This is a genomic window from Xanthomonas sp., from assembly GCF_017163755.1.
GTDB lineage: Bacteria > Pseudomonadota > Gammaproteobacteria > Xanthomonadales > Xanthomonadaceae > Xanthomonas_A.
The window spans coordinates 60,035-76,052 of record NZ_JAFIWC010000026.1 but is presented as its reverse complement, the minus strand read 5'-3'; the positions used below and the strand labels follow the sequence as shown (position 1 = coordinate 76,052).

The window sequence follows — 16,018 nt, the reverse complement described above, 5'->3', positions numbered from 1 at the left end:
GGGGACCGGGGACCCGGGAAAAGCGGCGGTCGTTGCGCTCGCACACACCGAGAGCGCACGAAACCCAGAGCAGCGGTTGCGCCCCCCGGTCCCCGGTCCCCGGTCCCCGGTCCCCGCTTCATCACAGCAACACCACGTCGAACTGCTCCTGCAGGTATTGCTCGTCGGCCTGGAAGCGGATGGTCTTGCCGAGGAATTCCTCCAGTTCGGCCACCGCCGAGGATTCCTCGTCGGTGATCCGCGCCACCACCTTGGTGGAAGCGATCACCAGCAGCCGCGCCGCGTCGAACTGACGCACGGCGCGGGTGATCTCGCGGAAAATCTCGTAGGTGACGGTCTCGGCGGTCTTGATCGAGCCGCGCCCGCCGCATTCCGGGCACGGCTCGGACAGCTGCCGTTCCAGGCTCTCGACGGTGCGCTTGCGGGTCATCTCCACCAGCCCCAGCGGCGAGAACTCGTACACCGTGGTCTTGGCGTGGTCGCGCGACAGCGCCTTTTCCAGCGTGCGCAGCACCTGGCGGCGATGCTCGGCATCGCTCATGTCGATGAAGTCGATGATGATGATGCCGCCCAGGTTGCGCAGCCGCAGCTGCCGCGCCACCGCCTGCGCCGCCTCCAGATTGGTGCGGAACACCGTCTCTTCGAGGTTGCGCTGGCCGAGGAACGAGCCGGTGTTGACGTCGATCGTGGTCATCGCCTCGGTCTGGTCGATCACCAGGTAGCCGCCGGACTTCAGCGGCACCTGCTTGTCCAGCGCGCGGGCGATCTCGTCCTCCACGCCGTACAGGTCGAAGATCGGGCGGTCGCCGGTGTACAGCTCCAGGCGTTCGGCCAGCACCGGCATGTACTTGGCGACGAACGCCTGCAGGCGCTCGAAGGTCTCGTGCGAATCGACCTTGACCTTCTCCACGTCCTTGCGGATCAGGTCGCGCACCGCGCGCAGCGGCAGGCTCAGGTCCTCGTAGATGATGCTGGCCGGCGCGCCTTCGCGCCCGCGCCGCTCGACCACGTTCCACACCCGCGACAGGTAGGCGATGTCCTCGGCCAGCGCCTCGGCCGGCTGGCCCTCGGCGTTGGTGCGGATGATGTAGCCGAAGCCGCCATGGCTGGCGGCCAGGTCGGCGACCAGGGTCTTCAGGCGCAGCCGTTCGGCCTCGTCCTCGATCCGCGCCGACACCCCGATCACCCGCGACTGCGGCAGCAGCACCAGGTAGCGCGACGGGATGCTGATCTGCGTGGTCAGCCGCGCGCCCTTGCTGCCGATCGGGTCCTTGACCACCTGCACCACGATGTCCTGGCCGTCGCGCAGCAGTTCCACGATCGGCACCGCCGAGGCCACCGGCAGCGCGGTGTCGTCGGTGTCGCCGTTGGCCACCGGCGCCGGCCGCACCACGTCGTTGGCGTGCAGGAACGCGGCGCGCTCCAGCCCCACCTCGACGAACGCGGCCTGCATGCCCGGCATCACCCGCTGCACCCGTCCCTTGTAGATGTTGCCGACCACCCCGCGGCGCCAGCCGCGCTCGATGTGCAGCTCCTGCAGCATGCCGTTCTCGATGACGGCCACCCGGGTCTCGCGCGGTGTGACGTTGACCAGGATCTCTTGCGACATCAAAGCACTCCGAAGGCGCGCAGCAGTTGGGAAGTCTGGTACAGAGGCAGGCCCATCACCCCGGAATAGCTGCCGTCCAGGCGGCTGACGAAACGCTCCGCGCCGCCCTGGATGGCGTAGGCGCCGGCGCGGCCCATCGGCTCGCCGCTGGCCACGTAGGCGGCGATCTCCTGCGCCGACAGCGGCGCGAAGGTGACGTCGGTGGCGACCAGGATCAGCTCCTCGCGCCCGGCCGCGACCACCGCCACCGCGGTGAGCGCCTGGTGCCGGCGCCCGGCCAGCGAGGTCAGCATCGCCGCCGCGTCGTCGGCGTTGGCCGGCTTGCCGAACACGCGGTCGTCGAGCACCACCTCGGTGTCGGCGCCGAGCACGACCGCGCCCGGCTCGGCGCCGAGCCGGGCCAGTCCGGCGCGGGCCTTGTCCATGGCCACGCGGCGCACGTAGGCTTCGGCCGATTCGTCGGCCGCGCGCACTTCCGGTACCTCCAGGTCGAGGATCCGGAACGGTGCGCCCAGGCGCGTCAGCAGTTCGTTTCTGCGGGGGGAACGGGAAGCGAGATACAGCATCGACGAAGGATAACCTGCGGCGGCTGACTGAACGATCGCCAAGCGCGGCACCGCGCCGGCAACCCCGGACGGACTCACAACTCGTTCATCGTCCCGGCAACACCCTCGCCCTCACGTTCAAGGAGAACATTCATGCATCGACCCCTTTCCCTGCGTCCCCTGCTGCTGGCCCTGACCCTCGCCCTAGGAGGCACGATGTCCGCCCATGCCCAGACCGCCACCCCGGGCTACGCCGTGCCGAGCGACGGCACCCTGCTCAGCATCGCCGCCCAGGCCGAGGCGCGGCGCACCCCGGACGTGGCGACGCTGTCGGCCGGCGTGGTGACCCAGGCCGCGGACGGCAACGCGGCGATGCGCCAGAACGCCGAGCAGATGACCAAGCTGATGGGCGCGATCCGCGGTGCCGGCATCGCCGACAAGGACATCCAGACCAGCGGCGTGAACCTCAACCCGCAGTACAAGTACGCCGACAACCAGGCGCCGCAGATCACCGGCTACCAGGCCAGCAACACCGTCAGCCTGAAGGTGCGCGACATCGCCCGCCTGGGCAAGGTGCTCGACGCCCTGGCCGCGCAGGGCGCCAACCAGATCAACGGCCCCTCCTTCGAGATCGACGAACCCGAGCCGCTGTACGACCAGGCGCGGCTGGAGGCGCTGAAGAAGGCGCAGGCGCGCGCGCAGACCTACGCCAGGTCGCTGGGCCTGCGCGTGCGCCGCATCGTCAGCATCTCCGAAGGCGGCGGTGGCGGCGCGCCGCCGATGCCGATGATGCGCGCGATGGCGATGGACAAGGCGCAGGCCGAGACCCCGGTGGCGCCGGGCGAGACCACGGTGTCGGTGAACCTGGACGTGGTGTTCGAACTGGGCAAGTAAGTCCGGCGGCGACGCTCGCCGAGCCCCTCCTTCGAGGGGCTTTTTTTTGCGCCGCACAAAATCTGTGCTAGATAGAACGCTGGGGAAATGACCAACGCCGCGCGCCGCTTGGGGCCACGCAGTTACGGCTGCGTTAATTTTTCGTGACTCTCGCGCGAAACCTGATTACAGTCTGAACCGACTAGGCCACCATGACTTCCTGGCCTTGACACCCGTGGTTCACCAGATTTCAGGAGAGAGAAATCGTGGCAATGAATAACCGCGCCAAACGCGCGCTGCAGCGCAGTACCCTCAGCATCGCCCTCGGCCTGTGCGTGTCGACCGTCGCCTTCGCCCAGTCCAATACCGCCGGCGCCATCTTTGGCCAGGCCGCCTCGGGCTCCACCATCCAGGTGCAGAACGCGGCCACCGGCTTTTCCCGCTCGATCAGCGTGGGCAACGACGGCACCTACCGCTTCTCGGCCGTCCCCAACGGCACCTACACGGTGACCCTGGAAGGCAGCGACGGCACGCGCGTGGTTCGCGAGGGAGTCAACGTCAGCGTCGGCACCGGCACCCCGGTGAACTTCACCGCCGCTTCGGCCTCGAGCTCGGCCGCGACCCTGGATACGGTGCAGGTGCGCGGCAACACCGCGGTCAACCCGATCGACGTGTCCTCGGTCGAATCCAACACCATCCTGACCGCCGAGCAGATCAACAAGATCCCGGTCGCGCGCGACACCACGTCGGTGGCGCTGCTGGCCCCGGGCACGGTCCGCGGCGACACCGCCTTCGGCAACCTGGCCTCGTTCGGCGGCTCGTCGGTGGCCGAGAACCAGTACTACGTCAACGGCTTCAACGTCACCAACACCTTCCGCAACCTCAATTTCGCCAAGATCCCGTTCGAGGCGATCGCCGAGCAGCAGATCAAGACCGGCGGCTACGGCGCCGAGTTCGGCCGCTCCACCGGCGGGGTGGTCAACCAGATCACCAAGCGCGGCACCAACGACTTCCATGCCGGCGGCAACGTGTTCTATTCGCCGCGCTCGCTGATGGCCGAAACCGAGAGCTACTACTACAACAACCCACTGGACAGCGCGCAGAACGGCAAGCTCGCCCAGGACAACTCTGACGTCGACACCAACCAGTGGGTGACGTCGGCATGGGCCTCCGGCGCGCTGATCCAGGACCGGCTGTTCGCCTACGGCATCGTGTCCTACGGCAAGACCGAGAACGGCCTGGCCGGCACGCCGTTCGGCGACCTCCCGGGCGATGAGGAGATCAAGAACGATCCGATCTGGCTGTTGAAGATGGACTGGAACATCAACGACAGCAACAAGCTGGAATTCACTGCGTTCAGCGACACCACCAAGACCGTCACCGCGACCAAGAATCCGGACACCGGCGCGTTTATCGGCACCAAGTACCTCGAGAACGGCGGCGAGAACTACATCGGCAAGTACACCGGCTACTTCACCGACACCTTCACCCTGTCGGCGCTGTACGGCCATGGCGAGTTCTCCCGCGAGACCCACCTGAAGACCGTCAATGGGCTGTCGGTCGAATACGGCGGCGACCTGAACACCCCGGCCACCGGCTGCCCGCGCGTGGTCGACGTGCGCCCCGGCTACCGGCGGATCATCACCGGCGGCCAGATCGTCTCCAACTGCAACATCACCAACGACTCCATCGACCGCCGCGACTCCAAGGACACCCGCGACCAGTTCCGCGTCGATGCCGAATGGGTGCTCGGCGACCACCTGATCCGTTTCGGCTACGACCGCGACGACTACGAGTCGGTGGCCGGCCAGTCGATCGAGGGCGGCCGCCTGTGGCGCTACTCGACCAACAACGGCCCCGACGGCGCGGCCGAGACCGGCGACGAGTTCGACCTGGTGCGCGAGCAGATCGTCAACCAGGGCACCACCGCCAAGCTGAAGCAGTGGGCGTTCTACGTCGAGGACAGCTGGAAGATCACCGACAACTTCCTGGCCTACGTCGGCGCGCGCTGGGACACCTTCGAGAACCTCAACGGCGAAGGCCAGACCTACGTCAAGATCGACAAGCAATTCGGCCCGCGCCTGGGCTTCTCCTGGGACGCCAACGGCGACTCCAGCCTGAAGATCTACGGCAACGCCGGCCGCTACGCGCTGCCGCTCACGCCCAGCGTCGCGGTACGCGGCGCCAGCGCCTCGCTGTACACCCGGCAGAACTACCGCTTCACCGGCGTGGACCCGGTCACCGGCGCGCCGACCGGGCTCACCCCCGTCGGCGGCCTGCAGTACATCAACGGCGAGTTCGGCGAACCGAAGACGCCGCAGACCATCGCCGCGACCAACCTGGATCCGATGTACCAGGACGAGTACATCCTCGGCTTCCAGAGCCAGCTCACCGACCACCAGTCCATCGGCGCGCGCGGCATCTACCGCAAGCTCAAGGCGGCGATCGACGACAACTGCGACTACACGCCGATCTACAACCAGGCGGTGGAGGACGGCTTCGACCCGGTGCTGCCGAACAGCGGCTTCCCGTACTGCCGCATGTTCAATCCCGGCGAGGACTCGGTGTTCCTGACCGACATCGAGGGCAACGGCACGCTGACCGAGTACACGATCGCCGCCGACCTGCTCTCGCCCAAGGCCAAGCGCACCTACAAGGCGCTGGAGCTGTTCTGGGACGGCAGCTGGGAGAAGTTCTTCTTCCAGGCCTCGTGGACGATCGCCTGGAACAAGGGCAATACCGAAGGCGGGGTGAAATCCGACATCGGCCAGGGCGACACCAGCGTCACCCAGGACTTCGACTACAAGGAACTGATGGTCGATTCGTACGGCTACCTGCCCAACGATCGGCGTCACGCGCTGAAGGTGTTCGGCAACTACCAGCTGACCGACGAGCTGTCGATCGGCGCCAACCTGGTCGTGCAGTCGGGCCGCCCGAAGAACTGCCTGGGCGTGCTGTACCCCTACCACGACGACATCCATCCGTACGGCTCCTCGTTTTTCCGTTGCGGCACCACCGCCGACGGCGGCGTCAACGGCCCCTCGGTCGCGGTGCCGCGCGGGACCGCCGGGCGCCTGCCGTGGACCAACGCGCTGGATCTCAACGTCGCCTACGCGCCGAACTGGGCCAAGGGCTGGCAGTTCAAGGTGGACGTGTTCAACGTGTTCAACAACCAGAAGGTCACCGCCGTGTCCGAGGTCGCCGAGGACGGCACCACCGGCGCGCCGCTGGCCACCTACGGCCTGTGGCGCAGCACCCAGGCGCCGCGCAGCGCGCGTTTCATGGTCCAGTACGATTTCTGAGCCGCCGCGCCGAACGACGTTCCACCAAATGGCCGCCGCGAGGCGGCCATTTTTTTCCGGCGGCGATTTCCGCACACTGCCTGTTCGCCACCGCCCCCACCCGACCGAAGCGCGCATGCACACCTCCTTGGACGAACAGTGGAATCTCGGCCGGCAGGCAGAAGCCGCCGGCGACATGGCGCTGGCCGAGCGGCACTACGCCGCGCTGCTGGCGCGCAACGACCGGCATATCCCGGCGTTGCTGCGCATGTCCCGCTTCGCCCAGGCGAAGAACCACTACCGCACGGCGCGGCAGCTTGCCCTGCAAGCGGCCGATGCCGCCCGCCTGGAACGCAGCACCCGCCACCTCGCATTCGTGACCCGTCGCCTGCTCGACTTCGCCGAGGATGCCGAAGTCGCGTCGGTGGCGCTGTCCGCGGACTGGGCGGATCCGGACATACTGCGCCAGTCGCCGGCGCTGGCCCAGCACCTGTGGCTGGCCGGCCGCTACCACGACGCGCTGCGTTTCCTGGATGCGGTGGCCGCACGCGTCCCGGCGCACCCCTTGCTGCTGCTCACGCGCGCCGATGTGCTGCAGTACCTGGGGCGCGTGGACGAGGCGGCGGACGGCTACGAACGCTGCCTGCGACACGACCCGAACCTGGCCGATGCGCATTGGGCGCTCGCCAAGCAGTCCCCCGGCCGCGACACGCAGGCGCGGGTGGCGCGTATTGGCCAGAGCATGCGCCATCACCCGGCCGACAGCATCGAACGCACGCAGCTGGACTACGCGCTGTTCCACGAACTCGACGCCGCCGGGCAGACCGAGGCGGCGTGGGCCGCGCTGGCGCACGGTGCGGCCGGCATGCGTGGCCGGCTGCGCTTGGACGCGTCCGCCGCGCATGCGCGCATCGCCATAGCCATGCGCGACGCACCGCCGGACGTTCGCCCCCCGGCGGACGAGCGCCCTCCCCAACCGTGCCCGATCTTCATCCTGGGCCTGCCGCGCACCGGCACCACCCTGCTCGACCGCATGCTCGGCAACCACGGCTGGGTCAGCAGCGCCGGCGAACGCAACGACTTCAACGCCGCGGTCAGCGAGACCCTCGACCGCTTCTTCGGCGGGCTGGAACACGAGGCGGACCTCCAGACGCTGGCGCACATCGACCATCGCCGGGTCGGCCACCATTACCTGCAACGGCTGCGACGGCTCGCCTCGGCCACCGCGTTCGCGATCGACAAGAATCCGCAGAACCTGTTCAACCTCCCGTTGATCCTGCGCGCGCTGCCCCACGCCAGGATCGTCTGCGTGACCCGCGCGCCGATGGATGCGGCGTTTTCCAATCTGAAGGAACTGTTCCAGGGCGGCGCCTACCCCTACAGCTACGATTTCGCCGATCTCGCCGCGCAGGTGGCCCTGGCCAACCGGTGGATGCGGTTCTGGGCCGCGCACGCGCCTGCCTCCGTGCGCGTGGTCGAATACGAATCGCTGGTCGGCGCCACCGACGCCACGCTCGCGGCCTTGCTCGACTTCATCGGCCTGCCCGCAGCGCAAGGCCTGGGCGATGTCACCCGCAACGCATCGCCGGTAGCCACCGCCAGCAGCGCCCAGGTCAGGAAGCCGGTCCACGCCGGCAACGTCGGCGCATGGCGCCGCTACGCCCAGCCGCTGGAACCGCTGCGGCAGCTGCTCGAAGGCGCGCCGGCATGAGCGCCTCGACCGACCAGGACTACTCGCGCCTGCTGGCGCAAGCCGAAGCCCAGGCCGGCCGGCAACAACTGCACGAGGCCATCGAGACCTACCAGCGCGCGCTGCAGCAGCGGCCGGACGATGCGCACGTGCTGCTGCAGCTGTCCTACCTGCACTCGTTGACCGGGCGGTACCGCGCCGGCAGGCAGTACGCGTTGCGCGCCAATGCCGCGCATCCGACCTCGCCCCAGGTGCTGGCGGAACTCATTCCGCGGCTGCGCACCTTCAACGAGGTGCCGGCGCTGCTGGAGTGCGTCCAGCGCCTGCTTCCCCTGCAGCGCATCCCGATCCCGCTGCTGCTGACCCTCGCCTCGCAGCTGACCTATGTGAATCTTCCCGAGCGCGCGATCGTGTTCCTGGACGAGGCGCGGCGCGCCGATCCGGACTACCCGCCCACCTTGCTGGCGCGCGCCCAGGTACTGATCTACCTGGGCCGGTTCGACGACGCTGCGCAGGACCTGAGCCGCGCGCTGGCGCGGGCGCCGGAGATCGCCCAGGGCTATTGGCTGCAGGCGTTCCTCGGCACGCAGACGCACGCCTCGCATCACGTCGATGCGATCCGCGCGCAGTTGCGGCGCCAGGGGCGCACGCCGGCCGAACTCGCCCTGCTCGGCTTCGCGCTGCACAAGGAACTGGACGATCTGGGCGAACACGCCGGCGCATGGGACGCATTGATGCAAGGCTGCCGCGCCAAGCGCTCGACCCTGCGCTACAGCGCGCAGGAATCGGCCGCGCTGTTCGAGGCGTTGATGCAGGCGCGGCCGGCCGGCCGCGGCGACGTGCCGCAAGGCGGCCCGGGCCCGACGCCGATCTTCATCGTCGGCATGCATCGGTCCGGCACCACCTTGCTGGAGCAGATGCTGGACGCCTCGCCCGAGGTGCGCGGCATCGGAGAGCTGTACGACTTCACCAGCGCGATGCGCCAGGCCACCGACCATCACTGCCGCGGCGTGGTGGATGCCACGGTGATCCAGCGCGCGGCCGGCGCCGACCTGGCCGACGCGGGCCGGCACTATCTGCACGGCCTGCGCTGGCGGCTGCAGGACGAACCGTTCTTCACCGACAAGCTGCCGTCCAACTTCCTCAACGCGGGACTGATCGCGAGCGCATTGCCGCAGGCCAAGATCCTGCACATGGTGCGCGACCCGGTCGAGACCTGCTTTTCGAACCTGCGCGAGCTGTTCTCCGAGGCGAACCCGTACAGCTACGACCTGCACGAACTGGCCCAGTTCCACAACGGCTATCGCCGCCTGATGCGGCATTGGCACCAGACCCTGCCCGGACGCATCCTGGACGTGTCCTATGCGCGCCTGCTCGAACAACCGGACGCCGTGATGGGCGAGGTCAGCGCGTTCTGCGGCCTGTCCTCGCCGCCGTCGCTGCACCAGCTGCATCTGCGCAAGCGCAGCGTGGTCACCGCCAGCGCGGTGCAGGTGCGCGCGCCGCTGCGCGCGCCGGCGCTGGCGAAGTGGCGGCCGTACGCGCAGCAGCTGCAGCCGCTGGTCCAGGCCTTGCGCGACTGACGCGCCGCGCCAATGGCCGCGCCGCCTGCCCGCCGGCGCCGGGCGCATGCGCGGCAGGCGCTTTCCCTGCAACCGGCAAGCGCGCATTATCCCAGCGAGCGTGTCGACCCCGATCGCCGCGCCGGTGCGTTGTTCCTTCCGCAGTTCCCAACTGGAGGTGGATCATGGTTCGCACGCAGCTTGCCGTTCCGTTTCGCATCGACGTCCCGCGCATCCTGGCGCTGAGCACCGCCATCGGCCTGCATCTGCTGGCCTTGTTGCTGTTGCTGGTGCCGCTATCGCACATCCCGCTGCGCCCGCCACCGACCGTGCAGGAGGCGCCGCGGTGGGAGATACCGACCGTGGTGCCGGTCCCGCCGCGGCCGCCGGCGCTGCCCGTCGAGCGTCCCCGGTCCACGCCCAGCGCGCCGCTGCCACGGCATCCCGTCGCCACGACGGCACCTGAAGTGGCTGCGCCGGTACCGAGCGAACCGGCCGCGTCGGTCGACATGCCCGCACCCGACGCCGATATCGCCACGCCCACAATCCCGCCTTCGGCTTCGCCCCTCGGCGTGCAGTTGCGTTACCTGCAGGCGCCCGCGCCGACCTACCCGCGCGACGCATTGCGCGAGGGCATCCAGGGCACGGTGCTGCTGCGCGTGCTGGTCGGTATCGATGGCGTACCGCAACAGGTCGACATCGAAAAGAGCAGCGGATCGCGCGTGCTCGACCAGGCCGCACGCGCGCAGGTATTGAAGCGCTGGCGATTCCACCCTGCGCTGCAACAGGGCGTGCCCATTCAGGCGTACGGGCTGGTTCCGGTGGATTTTTCGCTGGATCGTTGAACGGCTAGGGCAAGCGGGCTCGTCATCCGCCGCGAGCGCCTGACGGGCCTGCTTTTCAGCATCGCGGCAGCGTTGTGGACGGTGCCTGGGCAGCATCGTTCGCGATGAATTTTTCACGATTCGTTCATGGCTGATGAACGTAGATGTGCGCAGCCGACCTTACGGCGGCGTCAAAAAATTCTGCGTTTCCCAGTTAGGAGAGAAACTGTGAACATCGTCGCTGCACGGCGTGCAACCCGCCGTGGTCTTCTTTGCGTTTCCATCGCCGATGCGCTGCGTCGTCCCGCTCTGGCCATGCTTCCCGGCGCCATGTTGCTGATCGCGGCCGCGTCTCCGGCAATCGCCCAGGAAGTGGCGACCGATCTCGACCGCATCACCGTCACCGGCTCCAATATTCCGCGTACGGACACCGAGACCCCTTCGCCGGTCCAGGTCGTCACACGCCAGGAAATCGACCGCACCGGCAAGACCACGGTGGCCGAATACCTGCAGACGCTGACCTCCGACGGTTCCGGCTCCATTCCCAAGACCTTCGGCAACGGCTTCGCCGGTGGCGGCGCGGGTATCTCGCTGCGCGGCCTGGGCGCCGGCTCCACGCTGGTGCTGTTGAACGGCCGGCGCATGGCCACCTACGGCCTGGCCGACGATGGCCAGAAGGTGTTCACCGACCTCAGCACGATCCCGCTCGATGCGGTCGAGCGCGTGGAAGTCCTCAAGGACGGCGCTTCGGCGATCTACGGTTCGGACGCGATCGCCGGCGTGGTCAACATCATCCTGCGCCAGGACTTCAACGGCGTGATCCTGCGCGGTTCGTACGGCATGTCCGGCGACAGCGACGGCGATCAGCGCAAGGCTACATTGACCGCGGGCACCGGCGACCTCGCCAGCGATGGCTGGAACGCCTTCTTCAGCCTGGACGTCAGCAAGACCGACGCGATCAAGGTCAGCGACCGCCGCGACCGCAAGTGGATCGGTACCGGCGACCTGCGTCGCTGGGGCTACAGCGTCGGCGGCAGCCAGTTCCTCGGTGGCGCGATTACCGGTGGCGGCTCCGGCGGCGGCAATTCGCCGGCCGGCAGCGTGTTCGACCCCACCACCGGGTTGCTGGTGTCGCTGCCCGGATGCGAGCAGCTCTCCAGCGTAACGCCGCAGGATCCGGGCGGCGGCTGCCTTTGGGACCAGGGCGATTACCGCGACCTGAGCCCGGAGGAGAAATACGCCAACGTGTTCAGCCGTGCCACCTTCGCCATCTCCGACAGCGCCGAAGCCTACGTCGAGATGGGATATTCGAAGAAGGAGACCACCTTCACCAACACGCCGTCCAACGTCTCCGGCGCCTGGGGCTACCCCGGCGGACCGGTCAATGCCAACAGCGGCCCAGGCGCCGTAGTGCTCGGTGCCGGGCATGCGGACAACCCCTACGGCGAAGACGTGCGCCTGCGCTACAACGCCTACGATGTCGGCCCGCGCGTGACCAATAACAGCAACGAATTCATCCGCTTCCTGGCCGGGGTCAAGGGCACTTGGGGCGCATGGGACTACGACACCGCCTACCTGCACTCCTCCACCGACCTGATCAATAAGCGTATCGGCTTCCTGCGCTACAGCGCGGTGCAATGCGCGCTGTCTGATCCGGCTTGCTCATTTGGCGTATGGCGCATCGGCGAAAACGCCGGAGAAACCCCGCAGTCGGTATACGACGCGATCTCGCCGCAGATCAGCGCTCGCGCCAAGAGCAGCCTGGACATGTTCGACTTCAAGACCAACCGTTCGTTGCTCGACCTTGCGGGCGGCCCGCTGGGCCTGGCGCTGGGCGCGGAATGGCGGCGTACGTCCAACACGCTCAGCCCGCAGACGTACACCGACGTCGGCGACATCATCGGCCTGGGCTATTCGGCCTACGACGGTACCCAGAACGTCTACGCCGGCTATGCCGAGTTGTCCGCGCCGGTGCTCGAGTCGCTGGAACTGTCCGGCGCGGTTCGCTACGACAAGTACGAAAGCGGCGAAAGCGCCACCAAGCCGAAAGCCGGCTTCAAGTGGACCCCGGTGAACTGGCTGGCCTTGCGCGGCACTTATGCCGAAGGCTTCCGCGCGCCGAACCCGGCCGAGGCAGGCGACGGTGGCCTGGCCGCGTTCTCCAGCGCGCTCGATCCCGTGCGCTGCCCGAACGGCACCCCCGCGCCGGGCGGCACGCAGGACGACTGCGGCCTGCAGCCGGTGGCGATCATCACTAGGCCCAACCCGGATCTGAAGCCGGAAGAATCCAAGAGCTACACCCTTGGCATCGTCCTGCAGCCGACCGACACCACGTCCATCACCGTGGATGCGTGGCGCATCAAGCGCACCAACGAGATCGCCCAGGGCAGCACCGCAGACGCGATCGCCAACGGCAACGTGTTGCGCGATACCGATCTGCTCAACGGCGTCCCCGGCACCGGCAGCATCCTGTCCATCGATACCGCATACGTCAACGCCAACTCCTCCGAGGTGGAAGGCATCGATACCGACATCCGGCAGACGTTCGACCTGGGCACCGCCGGCAGCCTGCGGCTCGACCTGCAGTGGAGCCACATCAAGAAGTTCGAGCGTACCGAGGGCGATACCACCCACGAGTACGCCGGCACGCACGGCAATTGCGACGTGACCAATTGCATCGGCACGCCGAAGGACCGCGTCAACTTCGGCGCGACCTGGGACTACGGCCCGTGGACGCTCAGTGGCATCGTCAACTACGTCAGCAGCATGGACAACTTCGCCGAAGACGGCGGCACGCCGGAAGAGGACTGCCTGAACTTCTACGCCGACGGCAGCCCGGCACCCGGCGGCTGCAAGATCGCCTCGTTCACCACGTTCGATCTGTCCGGCAACTGGAAGGCAACCGATTCGCTGGAAGTGTTCGCCTCGGTGCAGAACGTGTTCGACCGGGTCGCGCCGCTGGATCCGGCCACCTATGGCGGCGTCAACTACAACCCGCTGCACTACAGCGGCGCGGTGGGCCGCTACTTCACGCTCGGCGCGAAGTACACCTTCAACTGATGGATCGCGCGTAGATGCACGCGAAGCCCGGGCGCAAGCCCGGGCTTCTTTCTTAGGCGCCGAGGCTGCGGATTCAACGCCGCGCATGCCTGTTGGCGAGGACGCGCACCGCTTCTTCATGCATGCCGCATGCAAACCGCGATCGTTCGTGCAGACCGGCCTGTCACCGGAGCTGTGAACGGCGCGCCGCCGCCGGAAGGCTGCGCCGCGCCATGGCGGCTCAGGCCATCAGGCGCGATGGTAGGGATGATTGGCCAGCATCGCCGCGGCGCGGTACAGCTGCTCGGCCACCACCAGGCGCACCAGCATGTGCGGCAAGGTCAGCGGGCCCAGCGACCAGGATTCGCTGGCCGCGGCCAGCACGTCGGCGCTGTGGCCTTCGGGGCCGCCGATCAGCAGCGCCAGGTCGCGGCCCTGGCCGCGCCAGTGCTCCATGCGCTGCGCGAGCTGCTCGGAACTGTGCTGCCTGCCGGGCACGTCCAGCGCCACCACCAGCGCGTTCTTCGGCAGCGCGGCGAGCACGCGGCGGCCTTCGTCGTCGATCGCGCGCTGCGCGTCGCGGCCCTTGCCGCGCAGGCCCGGCTCGATCTCGACCAGCTCCAGCGGCAGCCAATGCGACAGGCGTTTCTGGTACTCGGCAAAACCCTGCGCCACCCACGCGGGCGCGCGTTCGCCGGTGGCGATGAGTCGGCATTTCATGCGCACATGATAGCCGCGCGCGCCGCGGCGGCGATCGCGGCGGCGGTCCGCAGGCGCGCGCGTGTCCGGCGAAAGATGTCTACCCCGGTGTCACACGCGCGTTAGACGGCCCGCCTACGGTCGGGGGCACCTCAGCCAGCAGGAGCCGCACGATGCATGCCTTCGATCCCGCCCGCCGACACGTCCTCAAAAGCAGCGCCGCCGCGATGGCGATGGGCGCCATCGGCAGCCTAGGCGCGCTGCAGTCGCGCCAGGCGCACGCCGCCACCGCCGCGGCGCAGCTGTCGCCGGTGCCCAGCCGCTACGGCCCGCTCGCTCCCGTCGCCGACGACAGCACCGGCCTGCCGCTGCTGCAGCTGCCGCGCGGCTTCAGCTACCGCTCCTTCGCCTGGAGCGGCGACCGCATGGACGATGGGCAGCCCTGCCCCGACCGCCACGACGGCATGGCGGTGGTGGCGGTGCGCCGCGCGCGCGGGCGCGACGACGAACGCGGCCGCGGGCGCGGTCGCGGCCTGGAATACGTGCTGATCCGCAACCACGAACGCGGCGCCACCGCGCCGATCAAAGCGCCGGCGATGTACGACACCGGCATCGTCGCCGACGGCCAAGCCGCCGGCGGCGGCACCACCACGCTGAGCTTCCGCAACGGCCGCTGGGACCGCCTGGAACCGAGCCTGGGCGGCACCCTGGTCAACTGTGCGGGCGGCCCGACGCCATGGGGCACCTGGCTGAGCTGCGAGGAGATCAAGAGCGATGCGGTGTCCAGCAGCGGCCGCAAGCACGGCTACGTGTTCGAGGTGGACCCGGACAGCGAGCGCACCAGCGGCCGCCCGCTGCAGGGCCTGGGCCGCTTCAGCCACGAGGCGGTCGCGGTGGACCCGCGCACCGGCATCGTCTATCTGACCGAGGACGACCGCAACAAGTCGGCGCTGTACCGTTTCGTCCCCAACGATCGCCGCGGCCGCAACGGCTCGCTGGAGAACGGCGGCCGGTTGCAGGCCGCGCGGGTGAAGGGCCGCCGCAACGCCGACCTCACCGTGGCCTCGGTCGGGCAGAGCTTCGACCTGGAATGGGTCGACATCCCCGAGCCGGACCTGGACAGCATCGTCGCGCCGAGCGGCTTCGCCGACATCGGCGCCGGCGAGACGCTGAGCGGGCCCTTCGCGCAGGCCTGGAGCGAAGGCGCGCTGCGGATGAGCCGCGGCGAAGGCATCTGGTACAGCTACGGCAAGATGTTCATCGTCGACACCAGCACCGGCACCGATGCGCAGGGGCGCAAGGGCCGCGGCAACGGCGCGGTGTGGGTGCTGGACCTGCTGAGCCAGCGGCTCAAGGCGCTGTTCGTCAGCGGCGACCAGCTGGCCGCGCACAACCCGGACAACGTCACCGTCAGCGCGCGCGGCGGCGTGGTCCTGTGCGAGGACGGCGGCGAAAGCCCGGACGCATACGGCCCCGGCTCGCGCCTGATCGGCCTGACCCGCGCCGGCGAGTCGTTCTATCTGGCCAAGAACAACATCGCGCTGACCTCGACCGAGCTGGCCAATGCCGGCAAGACCGTCGCCGAGGGCGACTACCGCGACAGCGAGTTCTGCGGCGCGTGCTGGGATCCGCTGGCGCGCACGCTGTTCGTCAACATCCAGACCCCGGGCATCACCGTGGCGATCACCGGGCCGTGGGAGCGCGGGCCGCTGTAGGCGGCGCAGCGCCACGACTGCGACGGCCGCGCGCGATCGCGGCCGCTGCAAAAAAGACGACGGCGCCCGCAAGCGCCGCTGTCCTGGTCGTGTCGCCGGGTGGATCGGCGCATTGCCGATCCACCCGGCCAACGCATTTTCCGGCGGATAGCCGATGCGGCTGGCGGGCATCTTCGGCTCG

Annotated in this window: 10 protein-coding genes; 7 read left to right on the top strand and 3 right to left on the bottom strand. The window is 68.6% G+C overall.

Annotated elements, in window-relative coordinates:
* Positions 1-121 precede the first annotated feature (121 nt).
* A complete protein-coding gene (gene rng, locus JR065_RS16930; protein WP_206235486.1) occupies positions 122-1,609 on the bottom strand; it encodes a ribonuclease G in 1,488 nt (495 codons plus the stop codon).
* Positions 1,609-2,175: a Maf family nucleotide pyrophosphatase gene (locus JR065_RS16925; protein WP_206235485.1), complete on the bottom strand. Its 567-nt coding sequence runs from the start codon at positions 2,173-2,175 to the stop codon at positions 1,609-1,611. Before JR065_RS16925 ends, rng begins: the two co-directional genes overlap by 1 nt.
* A gap of 132 nt (positions 2,176-2,307) precedes the next feature.
* On the opposite strand from JR065_RS16925, the gene JR065_RS16920 reads away from it, so the two are divergent.
* From JR065_RS16920 to JR065_RS16895, 6 genes are all read left to right on the top strand, one after another.
* Positions 2,308-3,048 carry an SIMPL domain-containing protein gene (locus tag JR065_RS16920; protein ID WP_206235484.1) on the top strand — a complete coding sequence of 247 codons (741 nt, stop codon included), beginning with the start codon at positions 2,308-2,310 and terminating at the stop codon, positions 3,046-3,048.
* Between the two features lie 251 nt (positions 3,049-3,299).
* Entirely contained in the window at positions 3,300-6,329 is a 3,030-nt protein-coding gene (locus JR065_RS16915) for a TonB-dependent receptor (protein WP_206235482.1), read from the top strand.
* A gap of 115 nt (positions 6,330-6,444) precedes the next feature.
* Complete coding sequence (locus JR065_RS16910; RefSeq protein ID WP_206235481.1) at positions 6,445-8,019, top strand: tetratricopeptide repeat-containing sulfotransferase family protein; 1,575 nt, start codon at positions 6,445-6,447, stop codon at positions 8,017-8,019.
* Complete coding sequence (locus JR065_RS16905; RefSeq protein WP_206235479.1) at positions 8,016-9,581, top strand: tetratricopeptide repeat-containing sulfotransferase family protein; 1,566 nt, start codon at positions 8,016-8,018, stop codon at positions 9,579-9,581. The genes JR065_RS16910 and JR065_RS16905 overlap by 4 nt, the downstream gene beginning before the upstream one ends.
* Positions 9,582-9,745: 164 nt before the next feature.
* Positions 9,746-10,405, top strand: a complete 660-nt coding sequence (locus JR065_RS16900; protein ID WP_206235478.1) for an energy transducer TonB — start codon at positions 9,746-9,748, stop codon at positions 10,403-10,405.
* Between the two features lie 180 nt (positions 10,406-10,585).
* Positions 10,586-13,444 (top strand): TonB-dependent receptor, encoded by a 2,859-nt coding sequence (locus JR065_RS16895; RefSeq protein ID WP_429001881.1) that lies wholly within the window; start codon positions 10,586-10,588, stop codon positions 13,442-13,444.
* A 228-nt stretch (positions 13,445-13,672) separates the two neighbouring features.
* Here the strand turns inward: JR065_RS16895 and rlmH are convergent, their stop codons facing one another.
* Positions 13,673-14,143 (bottom strand): 23S rRNA (pseudouridine(1915)-N(3))-methyltransferase RlmH, encoded by a 471-nt coding sequence (rlmH, locus tag JR065_RS16890; RefSeq protein WP_206235476.1) that lies wholly within the window; start codon positions 14,141-14,143, stop codon positions 13,673-13,675.
* A 152-nt stretch (positions 14,144-14,295) separates the two neighbouring features.
* Here rlmH and JR065_RS16885 point away from each other — a divergent pair, with 152 nt between their 5' ends.
* Positions 14,296-15,837, top strand: coding sequence for an alkaline phosphatase PhoX (locus JR065_RS16885; RefSeq protein ID WP_206235474.1), 1,542 nt, complete (start codon positions 14,296-14,298; stop codon positions 15,835-15,837).
* Positions 15,838-16,018: the final 181 nt, after the last annotated feature.

Coding starts and splice junctions, on each gene's coding strand:
- rng (WP_206235486.1), bottom strand. CDS start 1,609: ATGTCGCAAGAGATCCTGGTCAACGTCACACCGCGCGAGACCCGGGTG.
- JR065_RS16925 (WP_206235485.1), bottom strand. CDS start 2,175: ATGCTGTATCTCGCTTCCCGTTCCCCCCGCAGAAACGAACTGCTGACG.
- JR065_RS16920 (WP_206235484.1), top strand. CDS start 2,308: ATGCATCGACCCCTTTCCCTGCGTCCCCTGCTGCTGGCCCTGACCCTC.
- JR065_RS16915 (WP_206235482.1), top strand. CDS start 3,300: ATGAATAACCGCGCCAAACGCGCGCTGCAGCGCAGTACCCTCAGCATC.
- JR065_RS16910 (WP_206235481.1), top strand. CDS start 6,445: ATGCACACCTCCTTGGACGAACAGTGGAATCTCGGCCGGCAGGCAGAA.
- JR065_RS16905 (WP_206235479.1), top strand. CDS start 8,016: ATGAGCGCCTCGACCGACCAGGACTACTCGCGCCTGCTGGCGCAAGCC.
- JR065_RS16900 (WP_206235478.1), top strand. CDS start 9,746: ATGGTTCGCACGCAGCTTGCCGTTCCGTTTCGCATCGACGTCCCGCGC.
- rlmH (WP_206235476.1), bottom strand. CDS start 14,143: ATGAAATGCCGACTCATCGCCACCGGCGAACGCGCGCCCGCGTGGGTG.
- JR065_RS16885 (WP_206235474.1), top strand. CDS start 14,296: ATGCATGCCTTCGATCCCGCCCGCCGACACGTCCTCAAAAGCAGCGCC.